Source organism: Methylorubrum subtropicum (assembly GCF_038442325.1).
Lineage (GTDB): Bacteria > Pseudomonadota > Alphaproteobacteria > Rhizobiales > Beijerinckiaceae > Methylobacterium > Methylobacterium subtropicum.
Genome location: NZ_JBBXMW010000014.1, coordinates 16,011 through 32,150, shown reverse-complemented (window position 1 = coordinate 32,150; position 16,140 = coordinate 16,011). Strand labels below are relative to the sequence as shown.

The 16,140-nt window shown below is 66.2% G+C and carries 14 protein-coding genes and 2 pseudogenes; 7 read left to right on the top strand and 9 right to left on the bottom strand.

From position 1 onward, the window contains the following. Nucleotides 1-18 precede the first annotated feature (18 nt). From AAHG03_RS18485 to AAHG03_RS18465, 5 genes and pseudogenes are all read right to left on the bottom strand, one after another. Nucleotides 19-2,367, bottom strand: coding sequence for a DEAD/DEAH box helicase family protein (locus AAHG03_RS18485; RefSeq protein ID WP_342152276.1), 2,349 nt, complete (start codon nt 2,365-2,367; stop codon nt 19-21). Next, on the bottom strand, nt 2,364-4,331 hold the full coding sequence (locus AAHG03_RS18480; protein ID WP_342152275.1) for a site-specific DNA-methyltransferase: 1,968 nt from the start codon (nt 4,329-4,331) through the stop codon (nt 2,364-2,366). Before AAHG03_RS18480 ends, AAHG03_RS18485 begins: the two co-directional genes overlap by 4 nt. Nucleotides 4,332-4,851: 520 nt before the next feature. Continuing rightward, nucleotides 4,852-6,203, bottom strand: a protein-coding gene (locus tag AAHG03_RS18475; protein ID WP_342152274.1) for an IS3 family transposase whose coding sequence is annotated in 2 segments (ribosomal slippage) — nt 4,852-5,865 and nt 5,868-6,203 — 1,350 coding nt in all. Because the reading frame shifts where the segments join, the coding sequence is not laid out codon by codon here. Nucleotides 6,204-6,287: 84 nt separating this feature from the next. Further along, nucleotides 6,288-6,731, bottom strand: a pseudogene (locus tag AAHG03_RS18470) (GAF domain-containing protein); the annotation flags it as partial. Nucleotide 6,732: 1 nt separating this feature from the next. Continuing rightward, a complete protein-coding gene (locus tag AAHG03_RS18465) occupies nt 6,733-6,924 on the bottom strand; it encodes a hypothetical protein (RefSeq protein ID WP_342152273.1) in 192 nt (63 codons plus the stop codon). Between the two features lie 566 nt (nt 6,925-7,490). On the opposite strand from AAHG03_RS18465, the gene AAHG03_RS18460 reads away from it, so the two are divergent. Beyond that, nucleotides 7,491-8,222 (top strand): Crp/Fnr family transcriptional regulator, encoded by a 732-nt coding sequence (locus tag AAHG03_RS18460; protein WP_342152272.1) that lies wholly within the window; start codon nt 7,491-7,493, stop codon nt 8,220-8,222. A gap of 439 nt (nt 8,223-8,661) precedes the next feature. Here AAHG03_RS18460 and tnpC read toward each other — a convergent pair. The 4 genes and pseudogenes from tnpC to AAHG03_RS18435 all read right to left on the bottom strand — a co-directional run. Continuing rightward, nucleotides 8,662-9,864, bottom strand: a pseudogene (tnpC, locus tag AAHG03_RS18450) (IS66 family transposase); the annotation flags it as partial. 240 nt (nt 9,865-10,104) lie between these two features. Further along, nucleotides 10,105-10,452 (bottom strand): IS66 family insertion sequence element accessory protein TnpB, encoded by a 348-nt coding sequence (gene tnpB / locus AAHG03_RS18445; RefSeq protein WP_342152271.1) that lies wholly within the window; start codon nt 10,450-10,452, stop codon nt 10,105-10,107. Continuing rightward, a complete protein-coding gene (gene tnpA / locus AAHG03_RS18440) occupies nt 10,449-10,808 on the bottom strand; it encodes an IS66-like element accessory protein TnpA (protein ID WP_342152270.1) in 360 nt (119 codons plus the stop codon). Before tnpA ends, tnpB begins: the two co-directional genes overlap by 4 nt. A gap of 334 nt (nt 10,809-11,142) precedes the next feature. Beyond that, nucleotides 11,143-11,829, bottom strand: a complete 687-nt coding sequence (locus AAHG03_RS18435; RefSeq protein WP_342152268.1) for a TetR/AcrR family transcriptional regulator — start codon at nt 11,827-11,829, stop codon at nt 11,143-11,145. 103 nt (nt 11,830-11,932) lie between these two features. Here AAHG03_RS18435 and AAHG03_RS18430 point away from each other — a divergent pair, with 103 nt between their 5' ends. From AAHG03_RS18430 to AAHG03_RS18405, 6 genes are all read left to right on the top strand, one after another. Next, the gene (locus tag AAHG03_RS18430; protein ID WP_342152267.1) at nt 11,933-12,424 is read left to right on the top strand and encodes a DUF892 family protein; all 492 of its coding nucleotides are present in this window, start codon (nt 11,933-11,935) and stop codon (nt 12,422-12,424) included. A 218-nt stretch (nt 12,425-12,642) separates the two neighbouring features. Beyond that, a complete protein-coding gene (locus AAHG03_RS18425; RefSeq protein ID WP_342152265.1) occupies nt 12,643-13,617 on the top strand; it encodes an amidohydrolase family protein in 975 nt (324 codons plus the stop codon). A 105-nt stretch (nt 13,618-13,722) separates the two neighbouring features. Beyond that, nucleotides 13,723-13,968, top strand: coding sequence for a hypothetical protein (locus AAHG03_RS18420; protein WP_342152263.1), 246 nt, complete (start codon nt 13,723-13,725; stop codon nt 13,966-13,968). A gap of 514 nt (nt 13,969-14,482) precedes the next feature. After that, a complete protein-coding gene (locus AAHG03_RS18415) occupies nt 14,483-15,235 on the top strand; it encodes an SH3 domain-containing protein (RefSeq protein WP_342152262.1) in 753 nt (250 codons plus the stop codon). Between the two features lie 99 nt (nt 15,236-15,334). Beyond that, nucleotides 15,335-15,670, top strand: coding sequence for a DUF3768 domain-containing protein (locus AAHG03_RS18410; protein WP_342152261.1), 336 nt, complete (start codon nt 15,335-15,337; stop codon nt 15,668-15,670). 88 nt (nt 15,671-15,758) lie between these two features. After that, nucleotides 15,759-16,052, top strand: a complete 294-nt coding sequence (locus AAHG03_RS18405; protein WP_342152260.1) for a hypothetical protein — start codon at nt 15,759-15,761, stop codon at nt 16,050-16,052. Nucleotides 16,053-16,140: the final 88 nt, after the last annotated feature.

Here is a 16,140-nt window from a genome sequence, read left to right as displayed (position 1 = left end):
CGATGAACCACAGCGGCATCACAAGTCGAGAGCCTTCCTAACGGCCGCCTCCATCGTGTCGTGGTGCGTGCAGCGTGGCTTCCCGGCCGCGTTTATCCGCCATACCGAGAACCCATCACGGGTTCCCTCTCGGATTGGGTCGTACTTCCATTTGCCCTCGGTAATCAGACGGACCAGCACCCGCTCCTTACCAGTCTCGTCGCGGATCGACATCAGCTTCACAGAAGCGTCGTTTTTGATCAAGTGCTTGCCTTTGGGGTCGAGCGCGTAGACAAGGTCGTCCTTCCAAACAACGAAGTCTGGATAAAAACGACGCGAGCCTCCCTTTTCCAAAAGCGGAATCGAGTAGCCGCCGTTCGATGGGTTGCGCACCCAGGTCAGGCCGAGCGCGTCGATGGCCTTGGCACACTCCATCTCAATGTCGCTGAGGTCGCTGTAGCCCTTATGTCCTGCGTTCAGGAAAGGCTCGACCTTGTCCGGTTTGGTGAGCACGGACGCGACGGTGTACGGGTTGCTGTCCTCGAACGTCAGGTCAGCGTTGTCGATGAAGGTATCAACGAGGCGCTCGGCGCGGTCCCTAAGGTCCGCAGCCGCGCGGCTGGTGATCTCAACCAGGGCCTCAAACCGGGGGTCCGCCCAGTCCACCGTCTTCGCCGCCTCTGGGTAGCTCGCCTGCATAGCCCTTCGCACTACCCACCGCGCGACCACACGGTTCGAGTGCTCCCGTTGCTCGGTTACAATTTCCGCCGCCGAACCGTCTCCGACCCGCTGGCGCGCGCGGGTTAGCTCGCCGGGCCCCACCACGTTGACTGCATCCCGCGTATAGTCGGGGATCAGGGAGATGACCTCCTGCAGCGGCCCAACAGCGTCGTCGGCGTCAATGTGGATCTCCGGGATGGTCAAAACCGACTTGGGTTCAAGCCTTGCCCGACTGCGCTCACGCGGATCACTGAAGCCTTCGAGCTTCACTTCTGGCATCTCCGCAGCGACCTTCCGACGAACTGCCTCTAGGATACGGGGAAACTCCTGCCTATTGTCGATGCGAATGTAGAAATTCGCAGTGTTCAAATCGGGGTCGGGATAGTGCCGGGCGCCGGGCTGCCGGAGTACGCGACCGATGACCTGCTCAGCTTGAATGGCGCTGCCCATACTCTTGTCAATGTAGGCGAAGGCGCACGCCGGATCGTCCCACCCCTCCTGGAGGGACAGGTTGAAGATGATATGCCTGTACGGCCCCTCGCTGAAGGCCGCGAAGTCGTCCTCGCCGCCCGAGAAGAGGACGAAGCCGGGCGGGGGCGGGTTGTACTTTCGGTCGAGCTTGAGGTCGCAGTAGACCGCGATTTCGGTGGGGTCTACGCCGAGTTGCTCGACAAGGTGACGCCAGATCAGGATCGGAGGCGCCTTGCGTTCCCGAAACGGCTTCGTGGGCATGTCCGTGCTGCCGTCCTCCGCGTTGATGTTGGTGCGGCAGACGTAGATCGCTTTAGGTAGGAATCCGGCAGAAAGGTCGATGGCCTTCTCGGTCGTTGCCCGGAACTCAGCCATCATGTCGTTGAGCGCCGTCTCCATCTCGGTGGCGTAGCCGCCGAGGACGACTTGGCGCTTCACGAGGCCGGCCTCTACAACCGCACCGCTCGGGACCGCCGTTACCAAGCCGCGCTCTGGCTGGTCCTCACCGTCGCCGACAGCGTCAGTCCACCCGGCGTAGGTTAGGCGGTCGATGATCCGGCCCAGCTTGCCCGGCGTCTTCATCGTCGCCGATGCTACGAGGATCGCGTCGGGTTCAAGCTCGAACAGCAGGTCGACCTGCTGGTCCGCGAGGTTCTGCGCTTCGTCGTACACGATCAGCAACGGACGGCGATTGCCGTCGGCGTCCTTGCGCTCCCGCAGCCTGTGCCAGAGCGACGCCTCGCCGCTGTCTCGCGTGACCTTGTGGACTTTAAGTGAGCCCTCGCCCCGCTTCTCCTGATTGAACGCGCCGACGGTCGTTAGAGCGATCACGGGCTGGCTGCCGTCACGTACCCGGGACTCGTCGATGTTGCTCATCTGCTCAACGAGAAACCCCTCAACCAAGCCCCTGTACTTTCCGCCGGACGACAAGTTTGCGAAGGTCTGCTCGACCACCGCCTTCGCCTTCGAAATCCAGAGAACGATGGGCTCGCCCACCATCTGCGTCCGGAGTTGCGCGACCGCGTCGGCCAAGATGGCCGTCTTGCCGGAGCCGGTCAGCGCCGACAACGCTTGGTAGAAGGGTGTCGCCCAGTTTTGCTTCTCCCACGGGCGTTCGGGGTCCGTGGTCAGGGTGGCATAACGACGGGCGATCTGGTCGGCGGCACGGGCCTGGTACGGGAGCAGCTCGATGTTCATGCGGCGTCCTCGCGGGCCTGCTGGGCTTCCACGGCCGTCCCGTACTGCGAGAAGGCCTCGTTGAAGCCGAGCTTCTCAAGGATGCGGTTCGGGATCTGGTAGAACTCCGTGTTTGGACCACTGTACGTCGAGATGCGCGCGTAAACGTGGAACGGCTGGGTCAGCCCCTCCTCCTGTGCCTCCTTCGCGATGGCGCGGAACGCCTCCCGATTCAGTACGGATGGTTTGTCGGGCCCGTTCCACACGAGGAAGTAGCCCTCGCCGCGGCCGCTGCGGGCGAACAGATGCTGATGCGAACCAGCCGGCAGGCGCTGCAGGTGGGACGCGCCGCGCTCGCCACGGTCCCAGTGGCTGGTCAGCAGGAGGTCGATCATCTCCTCGCGTTCAAGCGCGAGCACCGCGGCCGCGTCGACCTTCGACATGAGCTTCGAGAAGCGAAACCCGCCGGGAAGCGGTGACGCTCCGGCAACGATCTCGCCGGCGTCGTCGACCACCTCGCCGGCGAGCGCACGCTTCAGGCGTTCGGCGGTGAGCGTGCGCGCGTAGGCATCCCCCCGCTCGGGTCGCCCCTGCTCAATCAGGATGAAGCGGCGCTCGGCCCCCGTCTCGGCGTTCAGTTGGAGGATGGCGTGCCCCGTCGTCCCCGTCCCCGCGAAGGGGTCGAGCGCGATCCCGCTTTTCGGGCACCAGATTTGTATGATCTTGCGGATGAGCTTGAGCGGCTTCACCGTCTCGAACGCTGCGCTCTTGCCGAGAACGGCCTGAAGCTCTTCGACACCTTCACGGCTGCGACCACTCTCGGACGCGGTCCATGACGTGCTGCCGATCTCAATTGGGGGCTCCTCCGCATCGACCCAAAAGGTGATCGGGACCGCCCCGGCCTTCAGCTTCTTGATGTGATGCTTCTTGGCCGGCCGGCCGAGGCCGTCCTGCCCAAAGTAGAGCACAGGCCAGTTGTTCTGCGCGAGGCGGGCGTGCGCCTTCGCCGACGCCGTCCGGACGATCTCCCTCCGGCGGTCCTCAGACCCCTTCGGCGACCAGCCTTTCAGCACCAGCGCCTTCGCCATGCCGTCGCCCAGATCAACCTCCTGGTACGGCGTGCCCCAGAGTTCCAGCCATTCCTTGATCTGCGACTTGCGATTCGCCCAGGCGCGCCGACCGGGATCAAAGAGCTCGCCCGTGAAGGGGGACTGGATTGAGAAGACCGTGGACGCCGACTGTGTGGCCGCCGTCAGGTCCCCCCACTGCCAGTCCCCATCCGGGTCGTTGTCGGCGTTGTTGAAACGTTTGTTGGTCTTGTGGGTCCGCTCCAACAAGCCGGTCTTTACCCGCTCCTCGTTCTTGGCGTAGACCAGCACGTACTCGGTCGTGTTGGAAACATGTTTCGCGTCGTTCTTGGACGTGGTCTTCTGCCAGTTAATGATGGCTAGCCGATTGCTTTCACCAAAAATCTCGTCGAGCAACATGCCAAGTCGGAAGAGCTCGCGGTGGTCGATGCAGATTGCCAGGACGCCAGTCGGCTTGAGCATCTCACGCATCACCCAGATGCGCGGGACCATGAAACGCAGCCACTTCGAGTGGCGCGACCCGTCGTCCGTTGGGACGAGCTTGCCGAGGTCAGGGTCGTTGGGGTCTTCGTCCCAGCGGTCGTTGTATCGGAAGTCCTTGCCAGTGTTGAAGGGCGGGTCCGTGACGATTAAATCGACCTGTCCGCGATACTTGTAGAGGCTGACCATAGCCTGCAAGTTCTCGCCCTCGATCACGAGGTTCTCGCACTGCTCGGCCTCGGTGCCGTGACAGAGCTTGCGCTCAATGCGTTGCGACCGGGGTTGGACCTGCCGCACGATCTGCCAAGGCGGCCGCTGCCCGGGGTAGGACATGCGGATGCCGCCGAGGTCCTGGCTGTCGCGGTCCATCAGCGCCCTGATCAGGTCCTCGCGACTCAGCTTGTCGTAATCTTCCATCATGGGTTCCCGACTGACGCGACACTCCCCCATTTGCCCCGGCTCTGGCCTGCGACGCAACGCGTACGGGAGAACGGCATGATCGCGCATTTGAGTGACTGATCCGTTGCACCTGACCTCTGTCAGGAGCTGCCGATGAGGCACATTATCAGTTTGTTCGCTTTATGTTCTAATTGCAAGCGGCTGCCATGCAAGCGTCTTGGGGCGACTCGATTAGGGTAATTATACGCCTCCGAAAAATTTACCTGGCTGCAACGACAAATCTTCGCGCAAATTATGCAAATAATATCGAATAATTTTTTTAAGTATTGAAGATTATTTCGGCATTGTGCTGGTAATTATAGTTCGAGCCATGCGATCTGATATTATGACGCTCTTCGCAGATTATGCCATGCGGCCTCTGCGCCTGCGCCGTACATATGAGAATACCGTATATGTTTGACAAATGTCCGTCGTCAGATGATTTGAGACGGTTTGCGGTGCTCAGGAACGGAGGCTCTGGTCCACCTTGGTTGAGAGGTTAGGCAGCCTGCGCGTGGTGACGCAAGCGGCGGTCCATGAGGGTCTGACGCTTGATCCGCGCCCGCTCCTGCAGGATGGCCTCGCCGCGGCCGAAGTAGACGTCGGCAGGGGTGAGGTTGCCCAGGCTCTCGTGAGCCCGAGCGTGGTTGTAGTGCTCGACAAAGGCGGCAACCCGCGCCTCCGATTCGCCGGGCAGGTAGGCGTGTTCGAGTAGAATGCGGTTCTTGAGCGTCTGGTGCCAGCGCTCAATCTTGCCCTGCGTCTGCGGATGGCGCGGGGCACCGCGGATGTGGGTCATACCCCGGCTGCCGAGCCAGTCGGCCAGATCACCCGCGACGTAGCTCGATCCATTGTCGGTCAGCAGCCTCGGGCGATGCACCACCTGCACCTGATCGAGGCCAGCGGCGGTCAGCGCAAGGTCGAGCGTGGCGGTGACGTCGCCGACCTGCATCGTCGTGCACAGCTTCCACGCCACGATGTAGCGCGAGAAGTCGTCGAGCACGGTCGAGAGGTAGTACCAGCCCCAGCCGACCACCTTCAGGTAGGTGAAGTCCGTCTGCCAGAGCTGGTTGGGCGCGGTCGTCTTGTCGTGGAACGCATCGGCGGCTTTGACGACGATGTAGGCCGGGCTGGTGATCAGGTCCTGGGCTTTGAGCAGGCGGTAGACGGTGGCTTCCGAGACGAAGTAGCGCCGCTCGTCGGTGAAGCGCACCGCCAGTTCGCGCGGGCTGAGCTCTGGCTCCTCCAGTGCGAGGGCGACGATCTGCTCGCGGATCTCTGCCGGCAGACGGTTCCAGACCCGGCTGGGCCGCGAGGGACGATCCGCCAATGCCTCGGGGCCGCCGCACTGGAAGGCGTCATACCAGCGGTAGAAGGTGGCGCGCGGGATGGCGAGCTTCTCCAGGGTAGCACGCACCGGCAGGTGAGACTGCTCGACCAACTGGATGATCTCCAGCTTCTCAGAGGCCGGGTACCTCATGCCTCGTCGCCCCCAGCCGCGGTCATGCTGTTTTTGAGCAGGCGGTTCTCCAGCACGAGGTCGGCCACGACTTCCTTCAGCGCACCCGCCTCGCGACGCAGGTCCTTGACCTCGTCGGCGGTCGCGGCACGGGCCGTGTCGCCGGCCAGCCGCTTCTTGCCGGCTTCCAGGAACTCCTTGGACCAGCCATAGTACATCGAGCTGGCGATGCCCTCACGCCGGCACAGCTCGGCGATGCTGTCCTCACCGCGCAGCCCTTCCAGCACGATGCGGATCTTCTCCTCGGCCGAGAACTGCCGGCGTGTCGCGCGGCGGATATCCTTGATCACGGCTTCTGCCGGCTTCCGCGCCGGCCCGGACGTCTGTTTCATCTTCGCTCCTGGGGGCTACGATGAACCAGCCATCCTCCGTTCGTGAAGACCCTCAATCTGTCTCAGGAGTGCTGACGGCGGACACGCGAGAACCCTGAGGGTCTGTTCCTGCAACGTCGTCAGTTCGCGCGGCTGGAAATCGAGCACGCAGACGGTGCCAACCGCGTGGCCCTCCTCTGTCCTCAGCAGCGCCCCGGCGTAGAAGCGCAGGCCAGGCTCGCCGGTGACGAGGGGATTGCAAATGAACCGTGGGTCCTTGGTCGCGTCCGGGACGATCAGGAACTCGTCCTCCAGGATCGCCTTGGCGCAGAAGGAGCTCTCCAGTGGCGTCGAGCGCACTCCGAGCCCGACCTCGGCCTTGAAGAACTGTCGCCCCTCACCGATCAGGTTCACCACCGCGATGGGCGTGCCGCAGACAGCGGAGGCGAGCCGCGCCACCTCGTCGAAGCCCTCCTCAGGCGGGGTGTCGAGGACGCCATAGCTATCGAGGGCCGCGAGCCTGGCGGCCTCATCATCTGCGACCGTCATCTCAGCGGTCCGCCCCGCTGCTCTGGGCCGTCCTTTCCCGCGCAATCCTCAGGTCGATACTGTTGCGCTTCCCCAGCCGCGGAGCGGCGTGGCCGACCTCGCGGACGTTGGCGTAGCGGCAGCTAGCTAAGCGGCCGGCGAAGGCCCGGAGTTCCAGCGCGAGGGGGACAGTGAGCGTGTTGCGGGCAGACATGGCCGGCTGCTTACACGATCCCCACGGTTCCCACACGGTCCCTACACCATCCACGGGTTCGAGCACGAATTTCTAGCCTACATGGCCATGGTCGCCCACCTCATGCCCGGGGAAGGGTGGAAAGGTCCATACTGCGTCGCCATGGCCCTCCGCCGATTGCATCCGACTTTGAATGCCGCGAACGGAAGGGATGTTGATGCCTTGAGCCGTTGCAAAACCCCAGTGGCCAATGCTCCCGTTTCTCAGCAGGTTTGGACACATTGACGATCAGATATGGGCGTAAGGGCGGTCGTTCAGCTGATACCTCCTAACTCTCGCCGCAGACACCTCAGACGGCCACCGCTTCCGCAGCTCCAACGGTATCGAGTCCCGGCACTCTTCACCACGCGCATCGTGCCTCAAGGCGGTCGCCCCCGACACCTGTCATTGATCTTGCCGGATGCAGTCCGACTCCAACATTGTCCTATCGAACTCGGTTACCTCCGGCATCCCGAACCTCGGCATCAGGCAAGCCTTGGAGATCGGGTTTGTGGACTGGTGGCTCGACCTCGGGGGGCGCTGCGACCATGTCCGACCATAATCCGCTGATCCGCAAGCTCGCTAGCCTGACCCAGCTCGCGGAGGGCGACAAACGCCTGCTGGAGGAGATCACCGCCCATCCCGTTGTCGTACCCGCCAAGAAAGACCTGATCCGCGAAGGCGACGCGCCGCTGGGCGTGTTCCTCGTCATGGACGGCCTCGCTTGCCGCTATAAGCTCCTGCCCAACGGAGCCCGGCAGGTCATAGGCTACCTGGTGCCAGGCGACTTCTGCGACCTCGATGTCGCCCTGTTGGAGTTGATGGACCACAGCATTGGCACCATCACCCAATGTCGGGTCGTGCACATCCCGTCCGAGACGGTTCAGGGCATCCTGGACAACCATCCCAGGCTGGCCCGTGCGCTTCGCCTAGCGGCGCTCGTCGACGCGGCGACGGCACGCGAGTGGCTGGTAAGCGTCGGGCGCCGGACCTGCGAGGGACGCCTTGCGCACCTGCTGTGCGAGTTACATCTTCGCCTTCGGGCGGTGGGGCGGGCAGCCTGCGATAGCTACGAGTTGCCGCTCACCCAGGTCGATCTCGCCGACACGACCGGCATGACAACCGTCCACGTAAACCGAACCCTGCGGGCGCTGCGCGAGCGCGGCCTGATCGAGGGCAAGGGTCGCCACATCCGGATACGGGACGCTGCAGAGCTGTGGGTGCTGGCAGCCTTTAACCCAGGCTACCTGCACCGTGTTCAGGCTGGCGGACAGCGCTGACATCCCTGGTGAGATAGTCTGCCGCTCCGGCCGCTAAAACTACGATCTGGAGCGCCTTTCTGCCAGCGTCGTCCAGGCTTAGCGGGCGCTTCCGCCGCAGAGCTACGTGCCGGGGCGGCATGCAGTGCGACCCCGGGGCTGTAACTGCCAGAGGTCGTGGACGGTGCCCACGCCTTGTCCTCGACGGGGCGCGAGCCTGAGGCTGCCATGTCCGCAGGGGGCGGGCAGCGCATTCTTGTGGTCGAGGACAACGTCAAGGTTGGACGCTTCGCCACTTAGATCCTCATGACTTCGGCTGACGCACCGTTGGGCGACCAATGCGGAGGAAGCCTTTGACAGGCTGGGCGCGGACACGGGTGGCTTCGACCCTGCGTTCTCCGACGTGATCATGCCGGGCGTGGGTGGGCTGAAGGTAAGCGTTCGGTGAGAGGCCGGTCGATCAGGCGGCCTGGACAGCCGGCTGTGCGGGCGTCCAGTTCCAGGGCAGCAGATCGGCCAACCGCTTGGCGGGATGATCGGCGATGCGTGTGAGCACGTCGCGCAGGTAGGCCTCGGGATCGAGCCGGTTCAGCTTGGCCGTCTCGATCAGGCTGTAGAAGACGGCCGCGCGCTCGGCCCCAAGGTCAGAACCGGCGAACAGGTAGTTCTTGCGCCCGACCGCCACGCCGCGCAGCGCCCGCTCGGCCGCGTTGTTGTCGAGCGCGATGCGTCCGTCGTCGAAGGCGCGGGTCAGCGCCGACCAACGGGCCAACATGTAGCGCAGCGCCTTGGCCAACTCGGACCGACCCGGCAGCTGGGTCAGGCTCCGTTCCGCCCACAGCTTCAGCGCCGCCGCCAGCGGCTTCGCACGCGCCTGCCGCTCACGGGTGCGGGCGTCGGGCGGTTTGCCGTGCAACTCACGCTCGATCCCGTAGAGCGCTTCGATCCGCGCCAGCGCCTCCGCGGCCAGCGCCGAGCCGGTCGCGGCATACACGTCGAAGATCTTGCGGCGCACATGCGCCCAGCAGGCCGCTTCCGTGAGTGGGCCGCCCGGTCGGGCCTTCTCGTAGAGCCCGTTGAAGCCGGCATAGCCATCGGCCACGAGCACGCCGGAGAAGCCCGCCAGATGGGTGAGCGGACGCTCGCCCCGGCGGTCGGGCGAAGCGAAGAACACCGCCGCCGGCGGACGGGCGCCACCATGGGAGCGCTCGTCGCGCACATAGGTCCAGAGCCGGCCGGTCCGGGTCTTGCCACTGCCCGGCGCCAGCACCGGGATCGGCGTGTCGTCGCCGTGCAGGACGGCCGAGCCGGCGATCACCTCCCGGCGCAGGAGATCGACCAGCGGCCTCAAGCTGGCCGCGGTGGCGCCGAGCCAGCCGGAGAGCGTCGAGGTGGCCAGGTCCACGCCGTCACGGGCATAGATCTCGGCCTGACGGTAGAGCGGCAGGTGGTCGTCGAACTTCGCCACCGCGATGTGGGCGAGCAGTCCGGGGCCGGCCCGTCCGCGGGGAACGGCGTGGTGGGGCGCGGGCGTCTGCACCACCTGCTCGCAGGCGCGGCAGGCGAAGGCCTCGCGCACGTGGCGCACCACCTTGAACCGGCCCGGCACGTAGTCGAGGCTCTCGGTCACGTCCTCGCCGATCCGGCGTAAGCCCCCACCGCAGCTTCTCGGAGGAGGCGCCGAACCGCGCCCGCTTCAGCCGGGCGAGTTCGAAGCGCAGCTTCTCGATCAGGGTGTCGGCCTGGACCGCCTCGCGCGCCATGCCGACGATCAGACGCTTGAGCGCGTCGACGTCGTCGGGCAGCAGGGCAGGAACGAGAGCCACGCCAACAGCTTAAGCCGTGTCGAGGGGGCTCGCCACAGCCTCGGTCCCGGACGCCCTCGCCTCGGTAGTCTTCCGCCTCAGCCCGCGATCCTCGGCCGGTCGGTGCGCAGCGGCGTGCGCCAGTCGATGCCCTCCAGCAGCATGGCGAGTTGGGCCGGCGTCAGCGCCGCCGCGGCCCCGGCGGTGGCCGGCCAGACGAAGCGGCCCTTCTCCAGGCGCTTGGCGAACAGGCACAGGCCCTGACCGTCCCACCACAGCACCTTGATCAGGTGCCCCTGCCGCCCGCGGAACACGAAGGCCTGCCCCGAGAACGGATCACGGGAGAGATGGTCCTGCACGAGGGCGGCCAGACCGTCGAAGCCCTTGCGCATGTCGGTGTGTCCGGTGGCCAGCCAGACGCGCGAGCCGGACGGGACCGGGATCATCGGCCGAGCAGCGCTGCGATCACGCCCTGCAGCAGCGTCAGGTCCGCACCGGCCTCGGCCCGCAGCCGATGACCGCCGGCCAGCTCGATCTCGACGACGCCCGACCCGGCCGGCCTCTCGGCGGGCGCCGGCAGGGCGAGCGGGACGAAGGCCGGCGGGGCGGAGGGCGTCCGAGCCTGCTGCTCGGCCAGCACGGCGCGCCGCCAGCGGAACAGCAGGCTGGAATGCAGGCCGTGTCGACGCGCCACCGCCGAGGCGGTCGTGGCGGGATCATCCGCCTCAGCCAGAATGGCCCGCTTCTGCTCGGGCGACCAGCTTCGGCGCGTGCCGGCGACGATGATGTGAGGGTTGGTCATAGGTCCAGACACAGGGCCGATACAGCGCCATCCGACGCCAAGTCCTGTATCCAGAGCAGAGCGCTACCCGCACAAGGCGGCCGTCAGCGAGCGCTTACGGCTGAAGCGTGCCAACAGGCCCTGGAGCTGGCTGCCCGACATGTCGGTTCTGCTCGCCTCCGGCTATAGCCACGTCCTCAGGAAGGACGTCGTGCGGCTTCGACCTCCTGCACAAGCCCTAATCGGCGGAACAGCTCGGCTGCATCCTCGACGGCATCATGGCGTCGTAATCGATGAGTCGCGGGCAGGCGCCACTAATTCCGAAGACCGAGGTACGAGGCGAACGGTCCGAGGGCTAGTCGGGGACCGGGGAAACGCTGCCGGCCGCGCAATTGTCCAGCCTCCCCCCGGCAAGGAGGATCTCGACGGCTTCGGCAACGTCCTCCCTTGCCCGCAGCCTGAGGCTCGGCAGATCCACGCCGTAGAGGGCGTGCATCTGCAACGGCATCAACACCCGTTCGACGAACCGAGTCGCGGAAGGCGTCGCCGCGGCGAGCATCTCTGGCGTATGACCTCGGCCGGCGATGGCTTCCGCCAGGGTCGATACGCACCCGCCGAAGCCGATCCGGTAGGTGGCCATCGCCATCTCGGGGAACCGCGCCGCCTCGGAGATGGTCAGACGCATGAGCGCGATCACGTCCGGCACGAGGATCTCCTCCGCCAACCGCAACCCGACCAAGCGCAGATTCTCCTTCGAGGTTTCACCGCTGGAGGCGGACGCGATCCGGTCCATGGACTGCGCCACGCGGCGGCGCACCACCGCTTCGTACAGGGCTTCCTTGTTCCGGTAGCGCGCGTAGAGCGTCGCCTTCCCGGCCCGCGCCTTCTCGGCCACGCCCTCGAAGGTGGTACGGTCGAAGCCGTGGGACAGGAACAGCCGCGTCGCCACCTCGAGCACACGCTCCTCGACCTCGCCGGCCTGGTCGGCACGCGGCCGACCGCGACGCCCGGAAAGGACGGGGCCGACCGCCTGTGTGGCCACCTCTCGCAAATCAAGCTCCTCCTGGCCGGAACAATAGGGCGGCACTCGGCTTTCGTAAAATGAACGCTCGCGTTCGTTTTTCCTCAGACATAGGATTCGGCCGATGGCAGAGCAGGATTACGCGCAGTGGTACATCCAGGGGCTCCAGGCGCTGAAGAGCGCCGACCAGCAAGGCAAGGAAGCCGCCGAAGCGGCCACGAAGGACCTGAGCGACCCTGAGCTCCGCAAGATTGCCGAGGAAGGCGCCGCGACGGCCGCGCGCCATGCCGAGACCATCACGCGCCTCCTGCAGGAAGCGGGCGGGCAGCCGAGCGGCAAGCCCAACAAGATTATGGAGGGCATCCGCGCCGGCACCGTCGACGTCATGGCCGCCGCCAACGACCCGGCTGTGAAGGACGCCAGCGGCGTCGCCTCAGCCCAGATCTCGCTGCACTACTACATCGCCGCCTACGGCACGCTTGCCGCGACGGCCAAGCACCTGGGCCGCGAGAAAGAAGCCGCCGAGCTCAAGCGCATGGCCGACGAGATGAAGGCGTTCGACGAGCGCTACACCAAGGCGGGCGAGGCGCGCGCGAACAAGCAGGCCAGCCAGTAAGCCCAAACTTCGCCGGCGTTGTCCGGGCGGGTCCGAATAACGGTCCCGGGCGGCCGACGCCGGCAACCCAGGAACCCAGGGATCGCAGGGACCTTTCCCCCTGCGGTGCGACGGCCGGGCGCCCTTCCGCCCCCTCAGGCCGCCCGGCCGTCAACACTGCTCGTACCGCCTTGCCAGATCGACCGCCCTGGGCCCTCGGGGACGGTCGGAGAAATCGTATGCCGCGCACCATCGCACTTGAAGAGCACGTCCAGTTCGAGCCGCTGATCGCGCGGATCGGCCGGGAGCGGATCGAGGCGCAGGGCGTGCCGTCCGGCGGCACCGGCCGCGAGCGCCAGCTACGGGACGTCGGGCATGAGCGCTTGGCCGTCATGGATGCGGCTGGCATCGACGTGCAGGTCCTGTCCTGCTCGCCGCCCGGCGCCGACCTCGTCGACGGGGAGGAGGGCGTCGCGCTCGCCCGTGCCATGAACGACGCGCTCGCCGGGGCTGTGAGCGAGCATCCGGACCGCTTCGCCGCCTTCGCCCACCTGCCCATGCGGGAGCCGAAGGCCGCCGCCGACGAACTGGCGCGCGCGGTGAACGAGCTCGGCTTCCGCGGCACGATGATCAACGGCACGACGCGGGACCGCTTCCTGGACGACCCCGCCTTCGCGCCCGTCCTGGCGCGGGCCGAGGGGCTCGACCTCCCCATCTACCTGCACCCCAGCATGCCGCCCGCCGCGGTGCACCGGACCTACTACGACGGGCTGCCCGGCAAAGCGGGGGCCCTGCTCGCCAGCGCCGCCTTCGGCTGGCACGCCGAGACGGCAATCCATGTCCTGCGGCTCGCGATGGCGGGCACCTTCGACCGCCATCCGCGGCTCAAGCTCGTCATCGGGCACATGGGGGAGATGCTGCCGGTCATGCTCGCCCGCGTCGACGACCTGGCGCGCTCGGATATCGGCCTCGGCAGGCCGCTCGCCGACGTGATCCTCCGGCATGTCCACATCACCACGAGCGGCGTCTTCACCCAGCCGCCCTTCGTGGCGGCGCTCACCACCTTCGGCGCCGACCGCATCCTGTTCAGCGTCGACTATCCCTACAGCGAGAACGCGAAGGGCCGCCGCTTCCTCGACGAGATGGTCGCCTCGCCGGAGGACAAGGCCAAAATCGCGCACCGCAACGCCGAGAGGCTGCTCAAGCTCGCCTGACCAGCGCAACCGCGAGGTTCCGTCCGTCGACGCCGGCGGGCGGCTGCCGTTCGCGGATGACTAGGACATGCCCGCGACCGGTGGGGTCGCCTGATTGGAGTGCACATGCTGAACCCCTTTTGGTCCGCGTTTCTGCTCGCCTTCGAGGCACAGCGGGTCATCGAGTTGCGGCTGGTGCGGATCGCGTGGGGCGGGACCGAGGCGCAGGCGGAGATGATCTCGATGGTTTCCGAGAAGGTCGTTGCCGCGATGGAGGCTGCCAACACCCTGATGGCGGGCGGCTCGCACAATCAAGTCATCGCCCGCTACCGAGAACTGGTCGCCGCCAATGTGCAGCGCCTGGCAGCCTGAGTAGGCTGCGGGCGACAGGCACCCGAGACGTCATCCGGCGGATTGAGCAAGAACGCGCGCCACCGTTCCGGAACACCCACTGGAGGACATCGACATCCCTGATGTCAGCCTCGGCAGTCTGTGCGCTCAGTGCGGTCAGATCTGCCGCCTTCCTGTCGTCGCGGGTGACCACTGCTCGACGCATCGAACCACTACACCGCCAGCACGCAAGTGGTCGAGATGCGCCTGAATGTCGGCAGCGGGGTCGTGCACGGCGCCCGGCCGCATAGCTTCGCAAAAAGCTAGGTATTTATTCTTGTTTTTCGCGACGGCTTATGCCATTGTGACGGCTCGGTTGATGAGTCGGTGTGCTGCATCGGTGCCGGACGACGTGCGGTGGAGGGTGTCCCATGACAGGGCCAGCAAGACAGTGGCGGCGCGAGCCGCACCTACGACCGCGCCGGCGTTTCAGCCTCAGCCGAACCTCTCAGCAAGGCCCCCACTACGGGGGCCTTCGTCGTTTCAGGGGCCTTCCATGACTGCCAAATTATCTTCCCGAACCAACTTGCCCGTCCGCATCGCCGAGACCCCGCTTGTCCCCCAGCCGCCCGCGCTCGTGCTGTTCGGTCGTGACGGCGGCGGCAAGCCCCGCGCCGCGTGGTTCGACGCCGCCGACGCTGAGGCCGCCACCACAGCGGGCACGACCATGCGGCTGCACGCCCTGCCACTGGCCAACGCGGTCGGTCGTGACCTTGCCGGACAGCTCGCCCGGGGGCGGGTTCTGCCCAGCGGCCGCGCCCTCGTGCCGTTCGCCAAGCGCGACCTCTACGCCCGGTTGGTTGCGCTCGCCGGCGAGGAAGTTGGGCTCACCGTCACCTCGAGCGGTCGGAGCGATCCGCCCGGCGCCGGTGATGCTTCGACCACGGACTCGTCGGCGCAATCCGATGTTCCCGCGGCGGCGAACGGCGACACGGCGGCATCATCGGGTGACGAGCCCTCGTGCGGCGACGGGGTGGACGCGTCGCCTTCCACCGGCGCATCGACGGCGCCACGGCCGGGCACCCACCTGTTCGTCGGTCAGCCGCGCCCAGGGGACCGCAGCGAGATCGGGCTCGGCAGCATCGTGCTCGCCCACGAGGGGCCCGACGACGGCTGGTGGGAGGCTGAGGTGATCGGCACCAATGGCCGAACTTTCTCGCTGCGCTGGCGGGACTACGACCCCGCCGCCTTCCCGACCATCCTGCGCACCGCAGACGAGCTCGCCCTCCTGCCGCCCAGGGCACCCTAGTCGCCCGCGAACTGCGCCCGAGCCGCTGCTCGGGCGCGCCATCGGTGCCGCGCCCCGCGCAACCGCCGCCCCTACGCCCTCCTACACTAAGAGATTCCCATGACCGCCGTCCTCGATGCGGAGCGCGTGCGCGCGCTCAACGACATTCTCCGCCGCACGCTCAGCGGCGGCACCCTCGTGCTCACCGCCGGGATCATCGCGCTCGGCCGCGAGCGTCAGCAGATCGTGCTCGACGCCATCGCCGCATTCGACCGCTTCGACGCCGACAACGACCCGTACGGCGAGCACGACTTCGGCGCGGTCGAGGCCGCGGGCGAGCGGGTGTTCTGGAAGATCGACTACTTCGACCGCGCCGGACGCTACGCCTCACCGGATCCGGCCGACACCAGCGTCACGCGCCGCGTGCTGACGGTCATGCTCGCCCTCGAATACTGATTTGAGCATTTCTAGCGGCTGCAAAGCCGCCGCTCAGTCGGTCTTCAGCCGGAGCGGCTGTTGACAGCAAGACGAAGGGATAAAGATAATGAAGTATCTTGTTGCTGCGATCATGATCGTTTCGGCCATTCCAGTGCGGGCCGATGTTTTCAGATACACATGCCGGGTCAATGGAAAATCGCTCGCCGTGCGTATCGATGACGCGCGGAAAACCTTGCGGTGGCGGAAGAAGACCTACGCGATCACCGCCCAGGAAAACTGCGCCAAGTTCGGCTGGCGAGCGACGAGGCCGGGCGAAGCCTTCGATTTCTGCACCGCCACGCAAGGCTACGCGGACTTCCAACAAGGCAACCGGCTGATCCAGTGCGATCAGGACCGCTGAAAGTTGGCGACCATGAGCCTCCCCTGCAGACGCCGCAGCCGGATATCGGCGCGGAATGGCCGTGAGGCGGACACATCGTCCCGACCCG

Excerpts from the sequence above, each read along its gene's own strand:
- AAHG03_RS18465 (WP_342152273.1), bottom strand. The coding sequence starts at position 6,924 with ATGTCTGCCCGCAACACGCTCACTGTCCCCCTCGCGCTGGAACTCCGG.
- AAHG03_RS18420 (WP_342152263.1), top strand. The coding sequence starts at position 13,723 with ATGCTGAACCCCTTTTGGTCCGCGTTTCTGCTCGCCTTCGAGGCACAG.
- AAHG03_RS18410 (WP_342152261.1), top strand. The coding sequence starts at position 15,335 with ATGACCGCCGTCCTCGATGCGGAGCGCGTGCGCGCGCTCAACGACATT.
- AAHG03_RS18415 (WP_342152262.1), top strand. The coding sequence starts at position 14,483 with ATGACTGCCAAATTATCTTCCCGAACCAACTTGCCCGTCCGCATCGCC.
- AAHG03_RS18425 (WP_342152265.1), top strand. The coding sequence starts at position 12,643 with ATGCCGCGCACCATCGCACTTGAAGAGCACGTCCAGTTCGAGCCGCTG.
- AAHG03_RS18430 (WP_342152267.1), top strand. The coding sequence starts at position 11,933 with ATGGCAGAGCAGGATTACGCGCAGTGGTACATCCAGGGGCTCCAGGCG.
- AAHG03_RS18460 (WP_342152272.1), top strand. The coding sequence starts at position 7,491 with ATGTCCGACCATAATCCGCTGATCCGCAAGCTCGCTAGCCTGACCCAG.
- tnpB (WP_342152271.1), bottom strand. The coding sequence starts at position 10,452 with ATGATCCCGGTCCCGTCCGGCTCGCGCGTCTGGCTGGCCACCGGACAC.
- AAHG03_RS18405 (WP_342152260.1), top strand. The coding sequence starts at position 15,759 with ATGAAGTATCTTGTTGCTGCGATCATGATCGTTTCGGCCATTCCAGTG.
- AAHG03_RS18485 (WP_342152276.1), bottom strand. The coding sequence starts at position 2,367 with ATGAACATCGAGCTGCTCCCGTACCAGGCCCGTGCCGCCGACCAGATC.
- AAHG03_RS18480 (WP_342152275.1), bottom strand. The coding sequence starts at position 4,331 with ATGGAAGATTACGACAAGCTGAGTCGCGAGGACCTGATCAGGGCGCTG.
- tnpA (WP_342152270.1), bottom strand. The coding sequence starts at position 10,808 with ATGACCAACCCTCACATCATCGTCGCCGGCACGCGCCGAAGCTGGTCG.